The organism is Paraflavitalea devenefica (assembly GCF_011759375.1).
Taxonomy (GTDB): domain Bacteria; phylum Bacteroidota; class Bacteroidia; order Chitinophagales; family Chitinophagaceae; genus Paraflavitalea; species Paraflavitalea devenefica.
In genome coordinates, this window is sequence record NZ_JAARML010000001.1 from 575,010 (window position 1) to 599,056 (window position 24,047).

At 46.2% G+C, this 24,047-nt stretch carries 22 protein-coding genes; 7 read left to right on the top strand and 15 right to left on the bottom strand.

Going from position 1 to position 24,047, the window contains the following annotated elements; genetic code table 11:
* Positions 1–29 precede the first annotated feature (29 nt).
* Positions 30–482 (top strand): D-aminoacyl-tRNA deacylase, encoded by a 453-nt coding sequence (gene dtd / locus HB364_RS02195; RefSeq protein WP_167286261.1) that lies wholly within the window; start codon positions 30–32, stop codon positions 480–482.
* Between the two features lie 10 nt (positions 483–492).
* A complete protein-coding gene (locus HB364_RS02200; RefSeq protein ID WP_167286262.1) occupies positions 493–825 on the top strand; it encodes a nucleotide pyrophosphohydrolase in 333 nt (110 codons plus the stop codon).
* 9 nt (positions 826–834) lie between these two features.
* On the opposite strand, the gene HB364_RS02205 is transcribed toward HB364_RS02200, so the two are convergent.
* Positions 835–1,167: a hypothetical protein gene (locus tag HB364_RS02205; RefSeq protein WP_167286263.1), complete on the bottom strand. Its 333-nt coding sequence runs from the start codon at positions 1,165–1,167 to the stop codon at positions 835–837.
* Positions 1,168–1,358: 191 nt separating this feature from the next.
* On the opposite strand from HB364_RS02205, the gene HB364_RS02210 reads away from it, so the two are divergent.
* Both HB364_RS02210 and HB364_RS02215 read left to right on the top strand, forming a co-directional pair.
* Complete coding sequence (locus tag HB364_RS02210; protein WP_167286264.1) at positions 1,359–2,798, top strand: glycine--tRNA ligase; 1,440 nt, start codon at positions 1,359–1,361, stop codon at positions 2,796–2,798.
* Between the two features lie 267 nt (positions 2,799–3,065).
* The gene (locus HB364_RS02215; RefSeq protein WP_167286265.1) at positions 3,066–3,386 is read left to right on the top strand and encodes a hypothetical protein; all 321 of its coding nucleotides are present in this window, start codon (positions 3,066–3,068) and stop codon (positions 3,384–3,386) included.
* An 85-nt stretch (positions 3,387–3,471) separates the two neighbouring features.
* Here HB364_RS02215 and HB364_RS02220 read toward each other — a convergent pair whose 3' ends face one another.
* Positions 3,472–4,230 (bottom strand): ferredoxin--NADP reductase, encoded by a 759-nt coding sequence (locus HB364_RS02220; protein WP_167286266.1) that lies wholly within the window; start codon positions 4,228–4,230, stop codon positions 3,472–3,474.
* A gap of 409 nt (positions 4,231–4,639) precedes the next feature.
* On the opposite strand from HB364_RS02220, the gene mfd reads away from it, so the two are divergent.
* Positions 4,640–8,146 carry a transcription-repair coupling factor gene (gene mfd, locus HB364_RS02225; protein WP_167286267.1) on the top strand — a complete coding sequence of 1,169 codons (3,507 nt, stop codon included), beginning with the start codon at positions 4,640–4,642 and terminating at the stop codon, positions 8,144–8,146.
* Positions 8,147–8,152: 6 nt separating this feature from the next.
* On the opposite strand, the gene HB364_RS02230 is transcribed toward mfd, so the two are convergent.
* The 11 genes from HB364_RS02230 to HB364_RS02280 form a co-directional block, all read right to left on the bottom strand.
* Positions 8,153–9,112, bottom strand: coding sequence for a tetratricopeptide repeat protein (locus HB364_RS02230; RefSeq protein WP_167286268.1), 960 nt, complete (start codon positions 9,110–9,112; stop codon positions 8,153–8,155).
* A 386-nt stretch (positions 9,113–9,498) separates the two neighbouring features.
* The gene (locus tag HB364_RS02235; protein WP_167286269.1) at positions 9,499–10,161 is read right to left on the bottom strand and encodes a T9SS type A sorting domain-containing protein; all 663 of its coding nucleotides are present in this window, start codon (positions 10,159–10,161) and stop codon (positions 9,499–9,501) included.
* Between the two features lie 347 nt (positions 10,162–10,508).
* Positions 10,509–12,086 (bottom strand): F0F1 ATP synthase subunit alpha, encoded by a 1,578-nt coding sequence (gene atpA / locus HB364_RS02240; protein ID WP_167286270.1) that lies wholly within the window; start codon positions 12,084–12,086, stop codon positions 10,509–10,511.
* A gap of 29 nt (positions 12,087–12,115) precedes the next feature.
* Complete coding sequence (atpH, locus tag HB364_RS02245; protein ID WP_167286271.1) at positions 12,116–12,679, bottom strand: ATP synthase F1 subunit delta; 564 nt, start codon at positions 12,677–12,679, stop codon at positions 12,116–12,118.
* A gap of 88 nt (positions 12,680–12,767) precedes the next feature.
* Positions 12,768–13,262 (bottom strand): F0F1 ATP synthase subunit B, encoded by a 495-nt coding sequence (gene atpF / locus HB364_RS02250; RefSeq protein WP_167286272.1) that lies wholly within the window; start codon positions 13,260–13,262, stop codon positions 12,768–12,770.
* Positions 13,263–13,357: 95 nt separating this feature from the next.
* On the bottom strand, positions 13,358–13,600 hold the full coding sequence (gene atpE / locus HB364_RS02255) for an ATP synthase F0 subunit C (protein ID WP_246228284.1): 243 nt from the start codon (positions 13,598–13,600) through the stop codon (positions 13,358–13,360).
* Positions 13,601–13,649: 49 nt separating this feature from the next.
* Positions 13,650–14,741, bottom strand: a complete 1,092-nt coding sequence (gene atpB / locus HB364_RS02260) for a F0F1 ATP synthase subunit A (protein ID WP_167286274.1) — start codon at positions 14,739–14,741, stop codon at positions 13,650–13,652.
* A 100-nt stretch (positions 14,742–14,841) separates the two neighbouring features.
* Entirely contained in the window at positions 14,842–15,201 is a 360-nt protein-coding gene (locus tag HB364_RS02265) for a hypothetical protein (RefSeq protein ID WP_208419836.1), read from the bottom strand.
* Between the two features lie 138 nt (positions 15,202–15,339).
* The gene (locus HB364_RS02270; protein ID WP_167286276.1) at positions 15,340–15,543 is read right to left on the bottom strand and encodes a hypothetical protein; all 204 of its coding nucleotides are present in this window, start codon (positions 15,541–15,543) and stop codon (positions 15,340–15,342) included.
* A 58-nt stretch (positions 15,544–15,601) separates the two neighbouring features.
* Positions 15,602–17,425, bottom strand: a complete 1,824-nt coding sequence (locus HB364_RS02275) for an ABC transporter ATP-binding protein (protein WP_167286277.1) — start codon at positions 17,423–17,425, stop codon at positions 15,602–15,604.
* Between the two features lie 135 nt (positions 17,426–17,560).
* Entirely contained in the window at positions 17,561–19,774 is a 2,214-nt protein-coding gene (locus tag HB364_RS02280; protein WP_167286278.1) for a hypothetical protein, read from the bottom strand.
* A gap of 167 nt (positions 19,775–19,941) precedes the next feature.
* On the opposite strand from HB364_RS02280, the gene HB364_RS02285 reads away from it, so the two are divergent.
* Both HB364_RS02285 and HB364_RS02290 read left to right on the top strand, forming a co-directional pair.
* A complete protein-coding gene (locus tag HB364_RS02285) occupies positions 19,942–20,628 on the top strand; it encodes a response regulator (RefSeq protein WP_167286279.1) in 687 nt (228 codons plus the stop codon).
* A 49-nt stretch (positions 20,629–20,677) separates the two neighbouring features.
* Positions 20,678–21,733 (top strand): sensor histidine kinase, encoded by a 1,056-nt coding sequence (locus HB364_RS02290; protein ID WP_167286280.1) that lies wholly within the window; start codon positions 20,678–20,680, stop codon positions 21,731–21,733.
* A gap of 18 nt (positions 21,734–21,751) precedes the next feature.
* Here HB364_RS02290 and HB364_RS02295 read toward each other — a convergent pair whose 3' ends face one another.
* Positions 21,752–23,311, bottom strand: a complete 1,560-nt coding sequence (locus HB364_RS02295) for an ArnT family glycosyltransferase (protein ID WP_167286281.1) — start codon at positions 23,309–23,311, stop codon at positions 21,752–21,754.
* A 15-nt stretch (positions 23,312–23,326) separates the two neighbouring features.
* Positions 23,327–23,995, bottom strand: a complete 669-nt coding sequence (locus HB364_RS02300; protein WP_167286282.1) for a phosphatase PAP2 family protein — start codon at positions 23,993–23,995, stop codon at positions 23,327–23,329.
* Between the last annotated feature and the right edge of the window lie 52 nt (positions 23,996–24,047).

A 24,047-nucleotide genomic window follows, 5' to 3' on the forward strand; every position in this document is an offset into this window, starting at 1 on the left:
CCTATAAATTTACACACTAACCTATAATTATGCGGGCAGTTATACAGCGCGTCAGCCAGGCCAGTGTCACCATTCAACATATAATACGTTCTGCCATCGGAAATGGTTTGTTGGTATTGGTAGGAATTGAAGATGCCGATACCCCCGAAGACATTGAATGGCTTAGCGGCAAGATCGTAAACCTGCGTATTTTTAACGATGCAAATGGTGTCATGAATATATCTGTCAAAGAAAATGGCGGCGATATATTGCTCATAAGTCAGTTCACCCTGCATGCCGCTACGAAAAAAGGCAACCGTCCTTCCTATATCCGCGCCAGCAAACCCGAGGTGGCCATTCCTCTCTATGAAAAGATGATCGCCCAACTGGAAAAGGACCTGGGCAAATCCATTGGTACCGGCGAGTTTGGGGCCGATATGAAAGTGGCCCTGCTGAATGATGGCCCGGTAACCATTGTCATAGATACTAAGAACAAAGAATAAAACATCTTGTATGGAACTTACACTCAATGAAGCCCAGCAACAGGTAGACCAATGGATCAAAACTGTTGGCGTACGCTATTTCAATGAGCTCACCAACCTGGGCATCCTCGTAGAGGAGGTGGGCGAGTTGAGCCGCCTGATGGTGCGCATCTATGGCGAACAATCCTTTAAGGAAAGTGATAAAAATAAAAACCTGGCCGATGAAATGGCCGATGTACTATGGGTGCTCATCTGCTTGGCCAATCAAACCGGCGTCAACCTCACCGAAGCCCTGCAAAAGAACTTCGAGAAAAAGAATATCCGGGATGCCAACCGGCATATCAACAACGATAAACTGAAATAAGAGAGACCCTTAGCGCCGGGACATATCCACTAATTTAAAGATAAGACCGCCAACACCGGCTACCAGCATAATAATACCAAAGGTATTCCCGAAAGAGCCGGAAGGGTATTTGGTCAGCTTCATAATACCGCTGAAGATAAAATAGATGGAGACCAGCACTGAGGCAATGCCAATACCTGAAGACGATTTGGCCCGGGATGCCACATTCGTTTGCTTCATGGCCGCCATTATTTCGTCGGACGTATATTGCTGGGAAAGCAGGTTCTTCTTGATCTCGTCGGCTGTGAATCCTGCAGCTATTTGTTTGTCTATTTCGAGACGGAGCGTTTCATTGTTTGTCATGGGGTGGATTTAGGCAATAAATATAATAGACAGCCGCAGTTTAGGCAATAGATGAATATTTTTAATTTGGAGGCTTTGTAAATCAGCTATTTGCTGGCATATCCCCTGCCCGGACGGGCAAAAATTGCAGGTACACTATTTTTTTAAATCCCTGGGGCAGATAATATAGCCCCTCCTTATCTTTGCCCGCTATGGCAGCAGATACCAATAAGTTTCAGGCGATCATTTCGCATTGCAAAGAGTACGGCTTTATTTTCCAGTCCAGTGAGATCTATGACGGATTGAGCGCAGTATATGATTACGGCCAATGGGGCAGTGAATTAAAGAAAAATATCCGCGACTACTGGTGGAAGAGCATGACCCAGATGCATGAGAACATTGTAGGTATTGATGCCGCCATCTTCATGCACCCCACTACCTGGAAAGCCAGCGGCCACGTAGACAATTTCAGCGATCCCATGATCGACAACAAGGACAGCAACAAGCGCTACCGGGTAGATCATTTGATAGAAGGATATGCTGAAGTACTGGAAAAAGAGGGCAAAAAAGAAGCCGCCGACGCCCTGCTGGCTACCATGGAAAGCCTGCTGGGTAAAGATGATATGGCCGGACTTAAAAAGCTCATCGAGGACAACAAGATAAAATGTACTGTCAGCGGCACCTCCAACTGGACCGATGTACGTCAGTTCAACCTCATGTTCTCTACCCAGTTGGGCAGCGTGACTGATGAGGCGAGCGAAATTTACCTGCGTCCCGAAACGGCACAGGGCATTTTCGTGAACTTCCTGAACGTGCAGAAGACCGGCCGCATGAAAATACCTTTTGGTATTGCCCAGGTGGGTAAAGCATTCCGGAATGAAATTGTAGCCCGCCAGTTCGTTTTCCGCATGCGGGAGTTTGAGCAAATGGAAATGCAGTTCTTCATCCGCCCTGGCACAGAAGGCGAATGGTATGAATACTGGAAAGCCGAGCGCCTCAAATGGCACCTTAGCCTGGGCGTATCACCCGAAAAATACCGCTACCATGACCATGTAAAACTGGCCCACTATGCCAAAGCGGCCTGCGATATAGAATATGAATTCCCCATCGGCTTTAAAGAAGTAGAGGGCATTCACTCCAGGGGCGATTTTGACCTTAGCCAGCACCAGAAATACAGCAAAAAGAAGCTCCAGTACTTCGATAATGAGATCAATCAGAATTATGTTCCTTATGTGATTGAGACCTCCATCGGGCTCGACAGAACGGTATTGCTGATACTCAGCGAGGCCTATATGGAAGAAGACCTGAGCACACCTGAAAAACAGGATAGCCGGGTCGTATTAAAATTTCCGCCCAAATTAGCGCCCATCAAGCTGGCCGTGCTTCCGCTGCTTAAAAAAGATGGTCTACCGGAAATAGCCCGGCAGATCATGGATGAATGCAAATCGCATTTTTATTGCTTCTATGAAGAAAAAGATGCCATCGGTAAGCGCTACCGCAGGATGGACGCCATCGGCACCCCCTTCTGCGTAACCGTTGATCACCAGACGAAAGAAGACAATACTGTTACCATCCGGTACCGGGATACCATGCAACAGGAGCGAATCCCGGTAAATAAAATCAGGGAAATTGTTTTAAATCAAATTATTTAGGTCTATATTTGGTTTGTACACGCTGATAAAATGTAATTCCTGGAACACCTCACTCCTCTCTTTGAACATCTGTCCTATGAAACAACTGCGCATCGGTAAAGCTTGTATGTATTAGTAGCGCGTATAATAATTTAACCTGTTATCCGTTATAGGGAAACCGCCTTTTTGAACATAGGTCATAGACTTATGAATAATTGGTATTCAGTTCCTTGTAGCAGGATAATTCGCATTTTAAAACCAGAGGTTCTTTACCCTAAAAAGCAATATATGCTTGCAATTGTAATTCCTGTGAATGTATACCTGTTTGGCGGCTTGATTCTATTATCTTTCCTGACAGGTTTCACACTCCGAGGTAGTCAACTTAAATCACAGAAAAGGAAAGTATTGGAATTAGAGAACGAAATGCTGAGCAATCATGCCGACATTCTGGACCTTCAGAAAGAAAAAGTAGCGCTCGAACAAAGGTTAAAAGAATTTCATATTCCCGTTATTCCTATTACTGCCAAAGACGACAGCAACAATCCCAAAATGCAGGATCTCGCCAAACGCAAAATGGCGCAACAAACCAGCAGCGGATCCAAGAATTAATACCTGTTTCCTTTTTATCACACTTCATTAATGGCGAAAGACATTCTCCTGTAAGGGCTGTATGCAGTAGCAGGATGCTGGTATATTAACCATATAACTCCTGGTGGATGGATTTCTTGTCATATCCCAATCCCTGGATACGCTGCTTGGCTTCGTCAATCATATCTTTCCAGCCACATAAAAAAAAGTAAGCAGGCTTAGGCACCAGCAGCTCCGGATTATCAGGCGCAGGAAACCTGTTTTCATTACATATTTTTTCATATACGGCATGAACATAGCCTGTACAATGCTCACCAGGCGCTTCCCTGGAAAAAGTAGGGATATAGCGGAAGCTGGACACCTTCGTTTCCAGGTCTCTTAATTCGGCAGCATACAACGCATCGCCAAATTTGCGGCAGCCAAAGACCAGGTAAATAGTTTGGTGTGGTATCTGGTGGTTCAGGATATGATAGCTCATAGAGCGGAACGGCGCTACCCCTGTTCCCGTGCAAATAAAATAAAGGTCACGGTCTACGGGCTCCGGCAGCACAAATACCCCTTGCGGGCCGCGCAACGTTAGCTCAGAACCTTCTTTCACCTCATTGAAAAGATAATGTGTGCCTGCCCCGCCTTCCAGCAATACGATCACCAATTCAAATATATTGGTGCCATCAGGCCAGGATGCAATGGAATAACTACGCCAGCGCTTATTGGGCTTCTCATGTATAGGCAGGTCTAATGTTACAAACTGGCCAGGTGTAAAATCAAAGAACTCCAGCTCCGGCACCTGTATCCAGAAACGTTTGGTAGTAGCCGTTTCATCGGTAATGCGTATAACCTTGCCGGTTCGCCAGGGTTGTAACATGCTGGATGAGTTTCCTTAAATATACAAAAAACCACACGGATTAGCAGGGAGTGCAGGAGTCGGCTGCAAAGAAAAAGAGCAGCTTGTTAGCTGCTCTTATATTAGTGCCTTAATGGCAAGCAATCGGGTCGGGTGCTAATGTAGACCATTTTTCTTTCCTCCAATACTAAAAAACAACTTTTATTTCCACGTCCGGTGCATTACTATTTTTCAATTTTAAACAGGATTATAGTAGTCTACACTATACTTGATGATGATCAATTGCTATAATGATTTAGCCGATCAACTGTAAACAGCGGGGCTACCAGGCAACCGGCACACATATGCAATTTTAACATTTATTATCCACCCGCACTTCCCCTTCGCCTTCATGTACTCCCTGCTTTTTCGTATCTTTGCGCCCGTTGTTATGAATTTGCAGTCGTTGCTGGATAGTTATAAAAATAACCCCCGCCTTTTTCAACTGGCGGACAGGCTTTCTTTTGCCCAGCCACAACATATCTACTGCAGCCATCTCCGTGGCAGCGCCTCTGCCTTTGTCATCAGCACCATTTTTCAGCATCCTTCCTGCAGTCAACTGAACCATGTGGTCATTTGTGAGGATGCAGAAGCAGCGGCCTACCTGCACAATTCATTAGAGAACCTTACCAGTGCTTTAAATGTCTATTTCTTCCCCTCCTCCTTCAAGAACAGGAAGAACTTCCGTTTACTCAATGCTTCCCACGTCATGCTGCGCACCGAAGCGCTTACGCGCTTTGCCGCACAGGCTGCCGGTAAAGGCAACCGTACCGGGTTGCTGGTCACCTATCCCGAAGCATTGTTTGAAAAAGTAGTATTACCCGATTCCCTCTCCGGCAATATCATCTACCTCAAAGCAGGCGACACGATCAACGTAGATGGCCTGATGGAGCAACTGGTGAACTATGGCTTCCAGCGTACCGACTTTGTATATGAACCCGGGCAGTTTGCCCTGCGCGGTGGCATTCTTGATATCTACTCCTTTGGCAACGAAAAACCTTACCGGGTTGAACTATTTGGCAATGATGTAGACTCTATCCGCATTTTTGATCCCGAATCCCAGTTAAGTGAACGGAAACTGCTGCAGGTAACCATCATTCCCAATGTGGAAACCCAGTTTGACAGTGATGAAAAGACATCCCTGTTCGATTTTCTGCCGGAGAATACCGTTGTATGGATGCAGGACTGGGCACTTACCAAAGAGAAACTGCTTACACAGGAAGAAGACCTGGAACTGTTCCTGAACCTGCAAAAAGAAGCGAAGGCAGCAGCAGCCAATGCAATAGCTACATCCGGGAAAGGCAGGGATATAAAAAGCAAAGTACAGGAAATTGACGAGGACGAGAGCAAGCTGATAAAAGCCAATATCAAAACCGATGACTTTGTACCAGCCACCACACTGGAAAAACAATTACAGGGACGTCACCTCATAGAGTTTGGCCACGACTCAACCTTCGGTACCGGAGAAGAGGCCTCCACTATTCTTTTCAACACCAAAGATCAGCCGGCCTTCAACCGCCAGTTTGATATGCTGATCAGGGACCTGAAGCAATGGGCCGGTAAAGGATTTGGCCTTTATCTCTTTGCCGAGAACCCACGGCAACTGGAAAGGCTCAACAGCATTTTTGAGGACCTGAAAGCAGAGATCCCTTTCACGCCCGTTCCTACTTCCATTCACCAGGGATTTATTGATGAAGACCTTAAAGTCGTTTGCTATACCGACCACCAGATCTTCCAGCGTTACCATAAGTACAAGGTAAAGCAGGCTTATAATAAGAATAAAGCACTTACCCTCCGCACCCTGCGCGAGTTGCAACCGGGTGATTATGTTACGCACATTGATCATGGCGTAGGCACTTACAGCGGATTACAGAAAATAGATGTCAATGGTAAGCTGCAGGAAGCAGTACGCATTCTATATAAAGACAGTGATATTCTGTATGTGAACATCAACTCACTGCATAAAATATCCAAGTACACCGGCAAAGAAGGCACCATTCCCAAAGTAAATAAACTGGGCAGCGATGCCTGGAACAAGCTCAAGGAAAAAACAAAGGTCAAGGTCAAGGAAATTGCCTTTGACCTCATTAAGCTCTATGCCCAGCGTAAAGCACAGCAGGGCTTTCAGCATACGCCGGATAACTACATGCAAACAGAGCTGGAAGCTTCCTTCATTTATGAGGATACGCCCGACCAGAGCAAAGCTACGGCCGATGTAAAGAAAGACATGGAACAGCCCTCTCCCATGGACAGGCTGGTGTGTGGTGATGTAGGATTTGGTAAAACAGAGGTGGCCGTGCGAGCCTCCTTCAAAACCTGTTGCGATGGCAAGCAGGCTGCCGTATTGGTGCCTACCACCATCCTTGCTTTCCAGCATTACAAAACTTTCAAAGAACGCTTAAAAGACTTCCCGGTAACGGTTGATTACATCAATCGTTTTAAATCTTCCAAAGAGAAAAAGGAAACCTTAAAACGGCTGGAAGAAGGGAAGGTTGATATCATCATCGGTACCCATGGCTTGCTGGGCAAGGAAGTAAAGTTCAAAGACCTTGGCCTGCTGGTCATTGATGAAGAACAAAAATTTGGTGTGGCACATAAGGAGAAGATCAAGACCCTCCGCACAAATGTAGACTGTCTTACACTCACCGCTACGCCCATTCCAAGAACCTTACAGTTCAGCCTCATGGGAGCCAGGGACCTGAGCATTATCAATACGCCGCCGCCCAACCGGCAACCCATCCAAACGGAAGTAATCGTATTTAATGAGGATGTGATCCGGGATGCCATTTATTTTGAAACAGAACGCGGCGGACAGGTATTCTTTATCCATAACCGGGTAATGGGCCTCACCGAAATGGCGGGCCTGATACAGGGCCTCTGCCCCGACCTGAGCATCGGCACTGCACACGGACAGATGGAAGGCCATCACCTGGAAGAGCGTATCATGGACTTTATTGACAAGAAATACGATGTACTGGTATGTACCAACATCGTAGAAAGCGGGGTGGATATAGCCAACGTAAATACCATTATCATCAACAATGCCCACCAGTTTGGCCTGAGTGACCTGCACCAATTGCGTGGACGGGTGGGAAGAAGTAATAAGAAAGCCTTCTGTTACCTCATGGCGCCGCCTGTAAGCACCCTGCCCGATGATTCCAGGAAACGTTTACAAACCCTGGAGCAGCACAGTGAGCTGGGCAGTGGTTTCCAGATTGCCATGCGCGACCTGGATATACGCGGAGCCGGCAATATGCTGGGTGGCGAACAAAGTGGTTTCATGGCAGAGATCGGCTTTGAGATGTACCAGAAAATATTGGATGAAGCCATTAAGGAATTAAAACGGACTGAATTCAGGGCGCTCTTTAAGGAAGAAATATCCAAACAGGAAGACTACGTACAGGATTGTACCATTGATACCGACCTGGAAATACTGATACCGGATACGTATGTAGAAAGTATCACTGAGCGCTTATCCTTATATACCCGCCTGGATAATTGCGAGGATGAAGCAGCCCTGCAGGAGTTTGCCCAGGAATTGCAGGACCGCTTTGGCCCCATACCCAAACAGGTGGAAGACTTGTTCGATACCGTGCGCAGCCGTAAACTGGCAGTAGAGCTCGGCTTTGAAAAGATGTTACTCCGTGATGAAACGTTAAAATGTTTCTTCATCAATAAGGCTGACTCTCCCTATTTTGAATCTGATACCTTCCGGGAAATACTCACCTATATACAGAAGTACACCAACAACGCGAAGCTGAAACAAACCGGTAAACTGTTCCTGCTGATAGCAGACAATATCAAAGACATGCAGCAGCTCACCCAATTCCTGAGCAGGATGCGCAACTTTGTGAAGTCAGCAGTCGAAGATCCGAAATCGGAAGTAGGAAGTAAATAGCAGACCTCAGGCTTCTGACTTGTGCTTCCGTATACTGCGCAGCCACGCAGCGAGAATGAGGCCAAAGGCAAGCAAGGGAATGGCCCATACCACACTGGCCCAGCGGAAAGTATCTTTTACCTCTTTCTTTTCTTCTTTCAATACCTGCTTACGCGCTGCTACTGTTTTTTGCAGGGATGAACCATAATGCTCAGCATACTCATAAAAAGGAATAGCCTTGTCCCTTGACTCAGCAGTCTTGGCAACAATATCGGCAAAGTCCAGCACCAGTTGGCCCACGATATCATCGGGCGGAGGAATAAAAGCAATGCGTTCATGCAACTGGTAAGCGATCTGCATTTTGAGTGAATCAGCATCCCTGGGAAACCGGTATTGCTTATCAATGATCCATTGGGAGAAATCCTGTATGCCCAGGTTAATGATCTTGTCATAATCCTTACGGGCTATCTTCTGCTCCAGGATACGTACATGTATCCACTCTGATCCATAATGCGATTGTGGATTGATCTGCACAGCCTTCTTCAGTAATGCCAGCGCCTTTTCATTATTGCCTGTTACCTCATACGCAGTGCCCAGGTTGGCTACAATATTGTATTCGTTGGGATGTTGTTCATATAATTGCTCCAGTATTTCAACCGCCTTCTTCCTGTCGCCGATCCTTAATTCAAAGGCTGCATAATCAGATAATGATTTATAATCCAACTTGCTCAATCCTACAGACAGCAGAGAGTCTCTCCGTTGCAGCATCACAATATCGTCCTGAAACCCATTCTTCCAGTAAGGATAAGTATGTCCTTCACTATACAGGATAGCAGACAGGTCTAACTGGTTATTGACAAAGGGAGGTTCTGTTCTGTAATATTCATTGATGCAGGCCCATGACAGGATGGGAGATAACAGGGTAAAGGCAAGGAACAGTTTCTTGATCTGGCGCATAGTATTGCAAACATATACGTTCTGCTGCATAAAAAATAAGGCCTGGCTTAGAAAAGCCTGGCCGTTTGTTGATCGTACCCTTTAAAAAAAATTGAATATCTTATCAAAAGCAGTTGGTCGGGGTTTGATAGCTGCACAGGTACAGATGGCAGTTTTTAAAAGAACCATCCCGAAGAATCGGGACGGTGTTTGTTGATCGTACCCTTTAAAATAAACTCTTTATATAGATGCTTTTAAATCAGTATGATAGCTCACATTTACGCACTCCGCAATAATCGCTTTACAAGAATGACAAGTGAAATCAGAAAAACCCTAAGGCCGGTACGAAAAATTGTTGTTAAAGCTTCGATAATGCCATCCCGGAGAACCGGGACGGCATTTGTTGATCGTACCCTTTAAATAATTCGTTGAATATCTTATTTCGCCTTTGCAATGCGTTGTATGATTGTCTCTTTGCCGTTTGATACACGAAGGATGTAGATCCCTTCCACCAGGTCTCCTATGGAGAGGGTTTCTGTCAGCAGTGCCTGCTGGTTCAGTGAATGCTTCACTACCTGCCCGTTATTATTGAGTAACTCAATAGATACAAAATTGTTTTTCCATGACGTTGGCAGGGTAACACGCAGGTCGTTGATCACGGGATTGGGAGAAACCTTCAGCACCGGTGTTTGCTTTTGCTCTGCCGTATATACTGTATGCATAGCCGACTTCCGTATCTTACCATTCATATCTACCATACTGATACGATAATAAACAAACCCTTTCCGTACATTCTTTACATCGTCAGAGAAACTATAGCTATTGTTGCCACTTGCCGGCTCATCTTCACCGGTAAACAACAATCCCACCTGGGCAAAATCAACATTGTCCAAACTGCGCTCAATTACAAAATGGCTGTAGTTGGCAGTTACAGGCGTGTTCCAGTTTAAAACCACTTTCTTGTGGTTGCCTGTTTTTACGTTCTGGGAAAAGCCGGTCAAAGACCAGATTAATAACAACAGGGGTAATAATAACCACCTGAAAATATGTTGAAGAATAATGGGTCGTGTTTGAACAGTTAGGTATAGGTACGTTTTCATAACTTATATTTTAGGGACGGAATAACGATGTATTAGTCCACAGGAGTTGGAAACGAACCGGTTATTTTCGTGGGAATTGGGTAAAGCTTAGTAACTGAAAACTGAATTTGAAAATCGGAATTGGATGGGAAAAATCAGGTACGGTTTGTATGGGAGATTGGAGGGAGATCGTTGTTGATCGTGGGTCAAAGAAAGAAACAATATTTGATTTATGCAATAGGCTTTCGCAACTTTTTTTGACATAAGTCTATCCCATTTCGATTATGGATTGATTTACAATAATAAAAGAGTCCCTTCGTAAAAATACGAAAGGACTCTTTTTATACTAAAATCTATTTGCTAAGTGATTACTTGTACTGGGGCATCAAACCTTTGGCCAGTGTAACCATCTTCTTAAGACCATCTTCAGGCAGGTTACCTTTCTTAAACTGCGCCAATACATCGGCCAACTTGTTGTCCATTTCCATCAGGAAATGTTCTTCAAATTCCTTCACACGTTTAACAGCTACTTCACGCAGCAAACCTTGTGTACCGAGGTAGATAATAGCTACCTGCTTTTCTACACTGAAGGGTGTGTATTGGGGTTGCTTCAGGATCTCCACGTTACGGGCGCCTTTATCCAGTACCAGCTTGGTAGCAGCATCGAGGTCGCCACCAAACTTGGAGAAAGCTTCCATTTCACGGTACAGGGCCTGGTCAAGTTTCAGGGTACCTGCTACCTTCTTCATGGATTTGATCTGTGCATTACCTCCCACACGGCTAACTGAGATACCTACGTTGATCGCCGGACGGATACCACTGTTAAAGAGGTTACCTTCCAGGAAGATCTGTCCGTCGGTGATAGAAATTACGTTAGTGGGGATATAAGCAGATACGTCACCAGCCTGTGTTTCAATGATCGGCAGGGCTGTTAAGGAACCACCACCTTTTACCATATGCCTGATAGACTCGGGCAGGTCATTCATATTCTTCGCTACGCCATCATCGCTGATAACTTTGGCAGCGCGCTCCAGCAAACGGCTGTGCAGGTAGAATACGTCACCAGGATAAGCCTCACGGCCGGGAGGACGACGCAATAACAGAGACACTTCACGGTAAGCCACCGCCTGCTTTGACAGGTCATCATAAATGATCAGCGCAGGGCGGCCGGTATCACGGAAGAACTCACCGATAGCTGCACCGGCAAAGGGAGCATAGAACTGCAGCGGAGCAGGATCTGAGGCAGAAGCTGCTACGATGGTAGTAAATGCCATAGCGCCATTGTCTTCCAGGGTCTTCATCACACCAGCGATGGTAGATGCTTTCTGACCAATGGCTACATATATACAATAAACCGGTTTGCCGGCTTCAAAAAACTCTTTCTGGTTGATAATGGTATCAATAGCGATAGCCGTTTTACCGGTCTGGCGGTCACCAATGATCAGCTCACGTTGTCCGCGGCCGATGGGGATCATCGCGTCAATCGCTTTCAAACCTGTCTGGAGAGGCTCCTTTACCGGCTCACGGAAAATTACACCAGGCGCTTTACGCTCCAGGGGCATTTCATATTTCTCGCCGGTGAGCGGACCTTTTCCGTCAATAGGTTCACCCAATGTATTTACCACGCGACCCAGCATGCCTTCGCCTACATTGATAGAAGCGATCTTTCCGGTACGGCGAACTTTAGCGCCTTCCTTAATATCACCGCTTTCACCCATCAATACCACACCCACATTGTCTTCTTCCAGGTTCAGGGCAATAGCACGTACACCATTCTCAAACTCCACCAATTCCCCGGAACTTACATTGTTCAACCCGTAAACACGGGCAATACCATCGCCCACCTGCAGTACGGTACCTACCTCTTCCAGGTCGGCGGCCGCATTGAAGTTGCTCAGCTGCTGGCGTAATATCGCTGATATTTCATCAGGCTTAATGTCTACCATATCTAACTGTTTATAGTTTGTTGTTTGTTTTATCTGATCTTATAAATAAAGTCATTGTTCAGGAACTGGGCCTTGATCTTGTTCAGGTCATAGGCGATGCTGCCATCTACCAACGTATCACCCAGCTCCAGTACAAATCCGCCAATAAGCTCATCCTTTACGGCCGTTTCCAACTCAATATTCTTCATAACCGTTTGCTCCTGGATCCTGGTAATGATCTGTTTCCGCAGTTCATCACTAACCGGTTTTGCTGTGGTCAGCTTTACGGTATAAATATTCTTGTGCTTTTTATACTGCTCAATAACAGCAGTAATGATCTCAGGCAATACAGCTTCACGCCCTTTTTTAATCAACAGCCTGTTGAAAGCTGCCGTAATCTCACTCACTTTACCGGCAGTTACTGCCTGAAGTATATTCTCTTTCTTATCGGCTGTAATTACAGGGCTCTTTAAAATGGTTACAAAGTCACGGCTATTTTTGCATACTGCCTGCAAAAAGAGCATGTCATTATAAATGGTTTCCAATTGATTGCGTTCAACAGCTAAATCAATCAAACTCTTCGCGTACCTGCCTGCTAACCGTGGATTAAGCATAATATATTAAAGCTTCGAGCTTCGAGCTCCGGGCTCCGAGCTAAGCCAAAAGGCTCGCGGCTCGCAGCTCACAGCTCACAGCTATTAATTAATTCAGTTTTACTTCGTTCACAAGTTCTTTAATAAAAGTCTCCTGCTCTGCTTTTCCGGCTAGTTCACGGCGCAGCACTTTCTCGGCTACTTCAATCACCAGGTGACCTACCTGGTTCTTTACGTCTGTGATGGCAGCCATTTTCTGATGTTGGATAGCAGTTTGTGCATCCATAATGATCTTATTGGCTTCTACCTTAGCCTGTTCTTTAGCTTCATTAATGATCTTGTCTTTGGTATCGCGGGCTTCCTTCAGCAGTTGTGCTCTTTCCTCACGGGCTTTGGCCAGCAGGGCCTCATTTTCGCTCTTCAGTTGAGCCATTTCAGCCTTTACTCTTTCGGCAGAAGCCAGTGAATCAGCAATACCGGTTTCCCTTTCCTTCAGCGACTTCAGGATGGGTTTCCAGGCAAACTTTTTCAGTAATAATAACACCACTACAAAAGCGATCAATGTCCAGACAAAAAAACCAAGATGGGGAGTTAACAAACTCATAGAAATAGTATTATAAAACTTTAATGCTGTGTTTTGAAGTAACTGCACCCTCCGCCCTGTGCTTCAGGTGCAGTACTAAGTTGAGATGATATGAACTATGACAGTACAGCCAGCAAACCAGCGATTACTGCGAACAGCGCAACACCTTCTACGAAGGCTGCTGTCAGGATCATAGCACCACGGATGTCGTTTGCAGCTTCCGGCTGACGGGCAATGGCTTCAGTAGCGCCTTTACCAATCTGACCGATACCGATACCTGCGCCAATGGCAGCAAGACCAGCACCGATAGCACCACCAAAGTGAGACCAGCTTCCGGAAACTTCCAACATGATGTTCATTAAATCCATGATTCTGATTTTTATAATTAAAAAGAAATTCTTTTACTGTTTAGTGATGAGGATCTTCTTCAAAATGATGATCCCCAATAGCCTGGCTGATGAATACGGCAGTCAGGTTGGTAAAGATGAAAGCCTGGATAAAAGCAACCAGTATCTCAATCATATAAATGAACACTGCAAAGGCAATAGATACGGGCGTAAAAGCAATACCAGCCGTTTTCGTCATTTCGGTGAAAATAAAGATCAGGCTCACAAAGCTCAGGATGATGATGTGGCCAGCGGTCATGTTGGCAAAAAGACGTATGATCAGGGCAAAGGGCTTGGTAAACACACCCATTAATTCTACCGGCAGCATCAGGAACTTAACGCCTACAGGTACGCCCGGATACCAGAAAATATGACCCCAGAAATGGGCGTTGGAGCTAAACAGGATAACAACCAGGGAAATAAAGCCCAGTACTGCTGTAAAAGCAATATTACCGGTTACGTTGGCGCTGCCGGGCAGCAAACCAAACAGGTTATTGATCAGGATGAAAAAGAACAGGGTAAGCAGGTAGGGCAGGAATTTTTCTGTTTTGTGATGCAGGTTGGGCTTTGCCACATCATCACGTATAAACAGAATAACCGGCTCGATGGCATTCTGCAGTCCTCTGGGGGCGGAAGTAAGGCCTTGTCCGGACTTATATTTCTTCGCCATCTGAGTGAGGATCAACACCAGAACCAGCAGCGCCAGGAACATTTGTACCACATTCTTGGTAAGTGAGAAATCGTACACCTTTACGCTCTCATCTACGGAGCCGTCTTCTTTTACAGGAACAATATCATGTTCTACCAGTTTATATCCATTGTGTACCTCCGTACCGTGATGAAACTTGGAAGACATGAAAAAGTCAAAACCTCTTTGGGGAGAGTACAGGAGAACGGGTAAAGGCAGGGTGGCATGGAAATCGTGCCCACCTTCGTGTTTTATAGTAAAAAAGTGAAATTCGTGTGCGTCTGCAATGTGATCCAACATTTCCTTACCTGGGTCAAACTTGCCTTCAGCACCTTCCCCTTCGTTGGCCATGGCCGAACCGGATAAAAGCACTAAAAACAGGCTGAAAACCGCTACTGATAAGGATTTGAAACGTTTGAAAGCCATACTGTTCCTGAAATTTGGCGCAAAGATAAGGAGGGGGTGTCAAAAATGAGCGCCGTAATGAAGTATTTTGAATAAATGGGGAAAAGGAAGTTTAGACAGTCTATTCACCTGATCCTTCCCTGATTTCTTTAATTTTCTCCAATTCTATGACATCAATCTGGTCTTTAGGCCTATTGACAGCCTTCTTATTGTCTATCAGGTGATTAATATGAAGAAAAGGGACCAATAATCCTTCTATTTCGGCTATGGGAGCCATTTGTAGACATTCGTCGAACGTCAGATCTACTCCTTTAAGCGAGGTCATTATGTCGAGCTTTATGCCATTGTTCAACTGGAAATCTACCCGGCCCGGAATGAAAGCCATCCGTTCCAACGGCTCAAAGTCACCCAACTCCAGGTCAATAAAAGCCTGCCTGAGCTTTTTTCTGTTTTCCAGCGTATCTTCCAAATACAAATCCACATCCCCCGTATAACGTTGAAAACCATGTAGATTAGTAGCGAAGTCACCGACCATTATATACCGTACATTATTTTTATTGAGGTGATGCCAAAGACTGAGGAAACCGTCTGAATAAATATCCATCTGATAAGACTTACATTATTTTTTATGATGGATTACTGCTTTACGCATTGTATTGCCCATTTTCATGAGCGTCATTAAAAAGTGGAACTTTTCTGTATCGGTTCTTTTCAACGCCTCTTTTAAACGGGCTTTTTCCTGCTCTTCATTGAAGCCATATTGAACAGCAGGTTCTTCTACAAGATTTTTATCTTCCTTCTTATCGGATTGATAAGTTTTCATACCACCAAATTACTAAATTATTTATCATCTTCCCTCAAAAAATAAGAGATTCTCCCTTTTACATAACCCCCTGCTTCTCAAACTGCATCTGGTGTAATTTGTAATAGAAACCCTGGTTTTTCATCAGCTCTTCGTGGTTACCGATCTCTTTGATCTCGCCTTTATCCAGTACAATGATCTTGCTGGCCTTGCGGATGGTGGAAAGCCGGTGGGCAATGACGATGGAAGTTCTGCCGGCAATCAGTTTATCAATGGCGTTTTGGATGAGCATTTCGCTTTCCGTATCTACGGAAGAAGTGGCTTCATCCAGGATGAGTATGGAAGGATTGTATAACAAGGCCCGGATAAAAGACAATAATTGCCGCTGTCCCAGCGACAGGCTGCTGCCCCTCTCCATCACATTATAATCATAGCCGCCGGGCAGTTGCATAATAAAGTCGTGCATGTCTATCATCTTCGCGGCGGCTATCACCTGCTCACGGCTGATAGTAGGATTGCGCAGCGTGATATTATCCAGCACAGAACCCGAGAAAAGGAATACATCCTGTAACACTACCCCAATATTCTTGCGCAACGCGTCCAGCTTATACGCTTCAATCTTTACATCATCAATACTGAGGGTACCTTTTTGGATATGATAGAGCCTGTTGAGCAAACTTATAATAGAAGTTTTACCGCTGCCTGTATGTCCTACAATGGCAATCGTTTCGCCGGGCATGGCTGTAAAAGAAATATCTTTCAGCACATACCGGTCTTCCACATAGGCAAAAGACACATGATCAAATACGATCTTTCCTTTCACCTGCTCCGGCGCGTAACTGCCTTCGGTTTGAATATAATCATCATTATCCAGCACTTTAAATACCCGCTCACTGGCCACCATGCCCATCTGCAATACGTTGAACTTATCGGCGATTACCCGCAGCGGACGGAACAGTAAGTTAAGGCACAGGTAAAAGGAGATCATCTTACCAATCAGGCTTTGCGCCTCCTCTTCCTGTACTCCCTTCAGGTCCAGTGCATGGGTAGCGGCCCACCATACCATCAGGCCGGTGCCTACTGCCAGCACTATTTCCACCAGCGGAAAAAATACAGAGTAAGCGAAAATGGCCTTGATATTGGCATTGCGGTGTTCGCGGTTGATCTTCTTAAACTTGTTAAACTCCTTTTCTTCTGCAGCAAAAGCCTGCACAATAGCCATACCGGTAATATGTTCCTGTACAAAGGCATTCAAACTGGCCACGGCATTGCGCACGCGGATGAACGACTTGTTTACGCTTTCCTTGAAATAATAAGTAGCAATAATCAGGAAGGGGAAAGGGGCCAGGCTGATAAACGTGAGCCGCCAGTCTACCCAGAACATAAACACCAGGATGGCGATAATAGACAGCAGGTCGGCAATAATGGGGATCAGTCCTTCTGCAAAAATATCATTGATGGCTTCAATATCATTAATCGTGCGGGTGGTAAGCGTGCCTATGGGTGTAGTATCGAACTGTGACAGGTTTAATCCCAATACCTTCCTGTACACCTTTACCCGCAGGTCTTTCACAACGGTTTGTCCCAGCCAGGCAGTAAGAAAAGAAAAATAAAACCGGAACAATACTTCCACCAGCAACAAGCCCACCTGGATGATGGTGATCCAGATCACCACATTTACCACATCCATTTTTGTCAGTAAGGTGGTGGCTTTGGCGCCCTTGGGCACCCAATCATTAATGGTTACTTGTATGAGCCAGGGACGTATGGGAGAAAGGATAGCCAGCAGGATAGCCAATACCAAAGAAATATAAAACTTCTTTTTGTACGGCGCTGCAAACCGGAACACCCGGCGAAGCAAGCTGAAATCGAATATTCTTTTCTCTAAACCTTTTACTGACATAACAGGAGCGGGCAAAGATAACGACAGTTTCGTGTTTCGCGTTTTGGGTTTGTGGTTCTCCGGCGCAAATAGCTGATCAACGCCTGTATAAGGCTGCAATTGTAACAGTAATTTAACGGAAAGTGTACTCGAACCCTACTCTCCCATCGCTTTGCGATAAGCCTTAATGAAAATAGCGCCCAGGTTTTTATACGGAGGAATATAATCGTCGAATTTTTCTTTGGCGGCGCCGCTCTTAAAGCGGCCGCTCAGCTCTTTCCACATATTGATCCAATCAATATTCCGGCCTGCAACGAGGTTGGCATTAATGGCCTCCAGTATGGGTTCATTCACTGTTTTGGTGCCCACCTGTTTGGAGGAAACAATATGCGCATCCCGGCAAATAGTGAGCACTTCATTCAGGTTATTATAGCCACCACAGGAACCCAGCACCACAATACGTGCATATGGCGATAGCTTTTTGAGTGTATAGGGCAAGTGATAACTATGTCCCCTATGCACCACCACGGTTGGTTTCAGGTTCTTCTTTTCCAGGTATTCGATCAGCTTTATCTGCGCCTTCTCATCCAGGTCTTCTTTGGGATTATATAATGGTTTGTTGGCATATATGTACAGCGGTTTCCCTTTGACCGAGCTGATTGTTGTCCAGTCAGGATTCTTGTCATCCACCTTCCATTCGGCCCTGTTGCGGAACATCCCCATGAAATTGATGTAGGAGTTCTGCCCGTCCTTATCCTCGTCGCCATAGAAAAAAACCTGTTGTATCACCCTGCCACTGTCATCAGTAAGGGAGTGGTAATCCTGGCCATAAATGGAAGGAATACCCAGCATGGCCGACAGGTCCATCTTCCGGGAAGTATCAGCCGATTCAAACAGTATCCTCAAAAGATCATAGATCACCATACCCCGCTTATTATTATCCTGCACATTCTTATCGTGGTTCCATTTCACCTCATTAAGGATAAAAGCAGCCAGTTCCTTATTCTTATCCATAATACTGCTATAGGAATCGGCCACATCCACTGCATCTTCCAGGTCATCATCGCGGTCATTCTTCTTTCTTTCCAGGCCAATCACAAAGGCTTTCATCAATGTTTCTGCTTCTTCCTTGCCCATCGTACCCAGGAAATGGTTCAGGGTATTATAACCGGCAGCCATCTTAATGAACTTCCGGAAATAATCGCCATTCACACTCATCAGCAGGCTATCACCACGCGGATTGGGCATACGCTGAAATATACGCGGATACACGCCGCTTACATAACTGGAGGTATAGATCTCATCTTCACTCAACACAGCCACGTAATACAGTTCCTGGGGGGTGAGCCCTTCCAGGCTCCTGAACCGGACATTGGGATCATTCACATCGTGCAGGGCGTTAATTTCCCGTACAAATAACTGGCGGGCTTTGCTTGCCATCATGGCTGTCAGCGCTTTCAGCTCAGTAGGGGTATCACGTACCGGGGGCAATAGGCGCCCGGCATATTCAATGCGTGTTTTCACCAGCAGCCTGAAATACTTAAGATCGTTGTCTTTTACGCTGTCTATCTCCTGCAGGGTGATCTTACCCCGGATAAGATTATCGAGGAAGGGGAAATAAAGCTGCCCGTTACGGCTGCCGGCCATCTTGCCAATCGTACGCACCAGGGTATCCGGGTGATTGTTGATGCGGTTGGAAAGTGCGCCCCTGGCCTGGGCATAATCATAAAACTTACGTATATCTCGGTGGGCAGCTACTTTGAGCAGGCTATCGGCAAAGGGCAAATTGGGTGTTTTGCGGAGCTCCTGCAAGACCTCATCCGGGTGGAGGCCGCAATATTTCCGGATAAGGATCAACCGTGAGGCCGGCATCCCGGGATTATCTGTCGAAAAGGCCAGGCCATTGACCAGCGTTTTACCCACTCCGTAGTCATTGGCTTCAATAACCGGCACGATACTTTCCCCTTTCCGGTCCAGTTCAATACAGGCAGCCAGGGCATTTACCAGGGCAGGCGCCGCTGCCACAGGATAATCCTTTTTACCACCCGTGGCACCAAATTGTTGTAGTGTAGACTCCACATTCCGGAGGTACTTGATCTTTCCCATATTGCTAAGCGTGGAGTCGCTTTCAAGTTGCTCCTGGAGTTCGTCAACCTGCCGGCCAATGGCGTCGGCTATCTGGAGGGAAACTGCTTCGTCGGTAACCGTTTTGGCGATGTTGCTAACCAGCTTTACCTGCTGTTTATCAATGTTTTCGTGCCAAAGCACCCGCTGCAGCGCAATCTTAAACGGGTGGGCGCCCGTTTGAGCCTGGCTGGCGGAGCCTGTAAACAATAAAAAAATAGTGCCTGCAAGTATAAGTGGTTTCATACGGTATACAGCTATCTGCATCAATTTCAAGAGCAAAAATACTACCAATTGGTTGTATAGAACGGAAAATCAATGCTTGCCGTATGATATCTGTTAACAATTTCATAATTGGTGCCCCCCTTGTTACATGCAGTGGAAAATTAACTTTGCGTAAATTAATTGTTAACATGGATTCTAAAGGCAAGAAGATCCTGATCGCTGACGACGAGCCCGATATCCTGGAAATCATACAATACAACCTGCAAAAAGAAGGCTATGATGTGGTGACGGCTAAAGACGGAGACGAGGCGCTTACAAAAGCCCGGTCTAATAACCCCGATCTGATTGTACTGGACATCATGATGCCCAAGAAAAACGGGGTAGAAGTTTGTGAAATCCTGCGCTCCCAACCCAACTTTAAAGATACCCTGATACTCTTCCTCACCGCCCTGAGCGATGAAGGTTCCCATGTCAGGGGCCTGGAAACCGGGGCGGATGACTATATCAGCAAGCCCGTAAGCCCTAAAATACTGGTAAGCAGGGTAAATGCCCTTTTTCGCCGCACAGCCGCCAAAGAACCGGAAGGCGAAAAAGTGATCCGCATTGATAACCTGGAAATTGACCCTGTAAAATTTGAGGCAAAAGTGGATGGCAAAGCCGTGGTATTGGCCAAAAAGGAATTCGAGTTGCTATACCTGCTGGCTTCCAAGCCTGGCCGGGTATTCCTGCGGAATGAGATCCTGAACCAGGTTTGGGGCAATGATGTGATCGTGGGCGACCGTACCATTGATGTGCATATCCGTAAAGTGCGCCAGAAACTGGGTATTGATTGTATTACCACCGTAAAAGGAGTGGGTTACAAATTTGACGTGTGATTGCACTAAATTCGTACCGCATAAAAACGTTCGTTAAGTAAAAAGGGGCATGTTCTCCACCAAAAATCTTTCCCCCCGCCAGTTGGCCGCCTTTACGGCCGGTATTATATCGGTGCCAATAGCCATTGGTATGTCCCTGTTCACGCTCGACTGGCGGGTGGGCATCGGTTCCCTGGCCCTTGTATTCGCCGGCAGCTATGGACTTATCATCTTCACCCTGGAAAAGTTCATTTACCGGAAGATCAAGCTGATCTATAAGCTCATCTATCAAACCAAGGCCACTAAAAAAGAAGAGGTCTACTTTAAATACATCCTTCCTCAAAAAAGTATTGATGAAGTACGGGAAGATGTGGAAGCCTGGGGCGAACGGCGCAACCGGGAAATAGAAATGCTGCAGAAAAATGAGGCCTACCGCAAAGAATTCCTGCAAAACCTGGCCCATGAGATCAAGACACCCATCTTCGCCATACAGGGGTATGTAGATACCCTGCTGGGAGGTGCTATGGAAGAAGAAAAGATCCGCAGGAAATTCCTGGAAAACACAGCCAAGAATGTAGACAGGCTGGTAAACCTTGTCAATGACCTGGATGAGATATCCCGGCTGGAAAGCGGGGAGCAGCTATTGTACAAACAGAACTTCATCATCCAGGACCTGATACGTGAGATCTACGACTCCCTTTCCATTAAGATCCAGGAGAAGAGTGTCAAGACCATCATCAAAAAAGGATGCGAAGCGCCAATAACGGTATTTGCTGATAAAGAAAAGATCAAGCAGGTGCTGATTAACCTGGTAGAAAACGCTACCAAATACGGCAAGCCGAATGGCACCATTGTGGCCAGTATTTATAAGACCGATGACCAGCATGTATTGGTTGAAATCGGCGACGACGGCATTGGCATTGAAGAAGAACACCTCAACCGCATCTTTGAACGTTTTTACCGCACAGATACGGCCCGCAGCCGCGATAAGGGAGGTACCGGCCTGGGCCTGGCCATTTGTAAGCACATCATTGAAGCACATGGCCAAAGCATTCACGTACGCAGCACCCCCGATGTAGGTACTACCATCGGTTTTACCCTCGAAGCAAGAAGGGAAAATGCCTAAGCCATTCCCGGCGCCACGTTATTCCAATACCCCATTACGGGGTATCCCTCCCTGGTAATGCTTTAAGCGATAAATAAAAAAATGCCGTACTACTTTTCCCTGCCTGCGTTGGTTGATCACCACCGGCCCCTCTGCCTGCCGGAACGAGGCAATTATGGATGAAGGCAACGGATCAAAATAATTGGAAACAGCCACATAATAAGCATCCTGCCCCGGCTCCGGGGCAGGACGGTAGATATTGAGCCAGGCATAATGATGGATACTGCTGAAAGAACCGGCAGCAATAAAATTGATCCCTGCAGGACGCGCTACATAATAATCAAGATGGGCCGCAGGAAACCAGTAATCAGCCATCATAAATGCATCACGCTTCATAGTACCCGCGGCGATATCCTGTTGATACAGGCGATTAAAATCCTGGCCAAACTGTTTCCAGCCGCTCATGTCCAGCAACAGATCGCCCGCTCCAAGATGTTGATCATCCTTACTGCCCATACTTACAGGCAGCCAGTGAATGCCTGCAATCAATAATACCAGCAGGAGCGCAGGTAATGCCAGGGCAGCTTTTATGGCCCGGGGAATATAACCCGCAGTTGACCCTGCAGGCAGGCGTCGCGTAATATAAGCGGCAGCCAGGGGGATCAGCGTAGTATAGGCGGGCCCGGTCCAATGCGGTAATGTATCCTTAAACAACGACATCAGCCATACCACCACCATCAACGGTAAGCTTACCATTAACAATATCCGCTGCCAGCCATACTCATTGAGGAGCTTAGTGCTTCTTATCGCTATTAATCCCGCCACAATAAAGACCATGTTCACCGGGTTATTATAAAGGATTTCTCCTATGATCTGCCTGAAGAAAGTATCCCATTGTATCTTACCAAAAAAGCCCACCCGGTCCCCATGATAATTCAACGTGATAAACTCATTATTCAGGTTCCACCAGATGATGGGCGCTATCATTATTCCGGTGATCAGTAAGGCCAGGTAAAGAAATGGATTCCTGAGCAGGGTACGGGCAAACAAGAGGATGTATAACATCGCACCACCCCATATAAACACGCCATGCACTTTACTCATAATACAAAGGCCGGCGGCTGCTCCCAGCAACAATAAACGCCTGTTCCGGTTTCTTTCGCTACCGGTACTTTTAAAGATCTGTACCAGCAGGATCAGGCTCCATAACCAAAATACCATTTGAGGCGCATCTGGCAGGATCATCACCCCTGCCAGGATGCCGGCATATACAGAGGCTGTAAACAGGCAGGCCGCAATCCATCCTGTATAAGCATCTTTTAACTGCCGTACCAGCCGGTACATCTGCCAGGTATTAATGGCGGCGCAGGCAATAGATCCCAACCGTATAAAGAACTCCTGCTCAAACAACAGGTTGCCCGTAAACAAACGGATAAGCAACCCGATCATGGGTGGATGATCAAAATAATTCCATTGCAGGTACTGGGCGTATGTCCAGTAATATACCTCATCATTCGACAATTCGGTAGCAGCCGCTACGATCATGCGTACCAGCGAAGAAACAATAATGAGCGTTATGACTTGTTTGCGGTAATTCAAGTACAGTAAAATTAACTATTGTATAGCAGCGAGTGAAGGCGTTGGTCTTTCTCTGTCAACTTTACGTCCAAAGAGTTTCAGTTCCGGTATCAGCACAAAGGTCCACCCGGCAAAAAACACGCCGACGATGGAGCCCGCCAGCACATCTTCCAGGAAATGCTGCCCAAGATAAATGCGGGAATAACCCACACTAATAGCCAGTAACAGGTACAGCAGCGAGATCCATTTATTGCGGGCATAAAGCGCCAGTATTGTAGCTACTGCAAAAGCCGTAGCGGTATGCCCCGAAGGAAAACTGGTCCATCCGCCATGCGTAACGCCTTCAACAAACCTGTTATACTGTTCCGGTTGCAGGAAAGCCTTGGGACGCGGCATATGCGTGAGCCGTTTAATGATCTGGGCCGCCATGCCGGAAAGGAGGAAAGCGACTATCACGTGAACGCCCTGTAAAAACCGCCGGCAGCACAACATCGCAACAAACAGTACAATGGCCACACATCCATCACCCAGCATCGTGTACCAGGTAAAGAAAACGTTCAGTGAAGTAGTGTGTACAGCATTCAGGTTAATAAAGCAGGTTGCTTTGGAATACAGGCTGCAATAAATGAATGCAATGAGCAGGTAAATGGTGAAGACGGCGATAAATAGCCGGCTCCCATACAGGGTGCGAATGGTTGGGTTCATGTTGTTTTAAAGGTTTGACAAACCTATTCAACAGATGTAACCCCTGTATTAT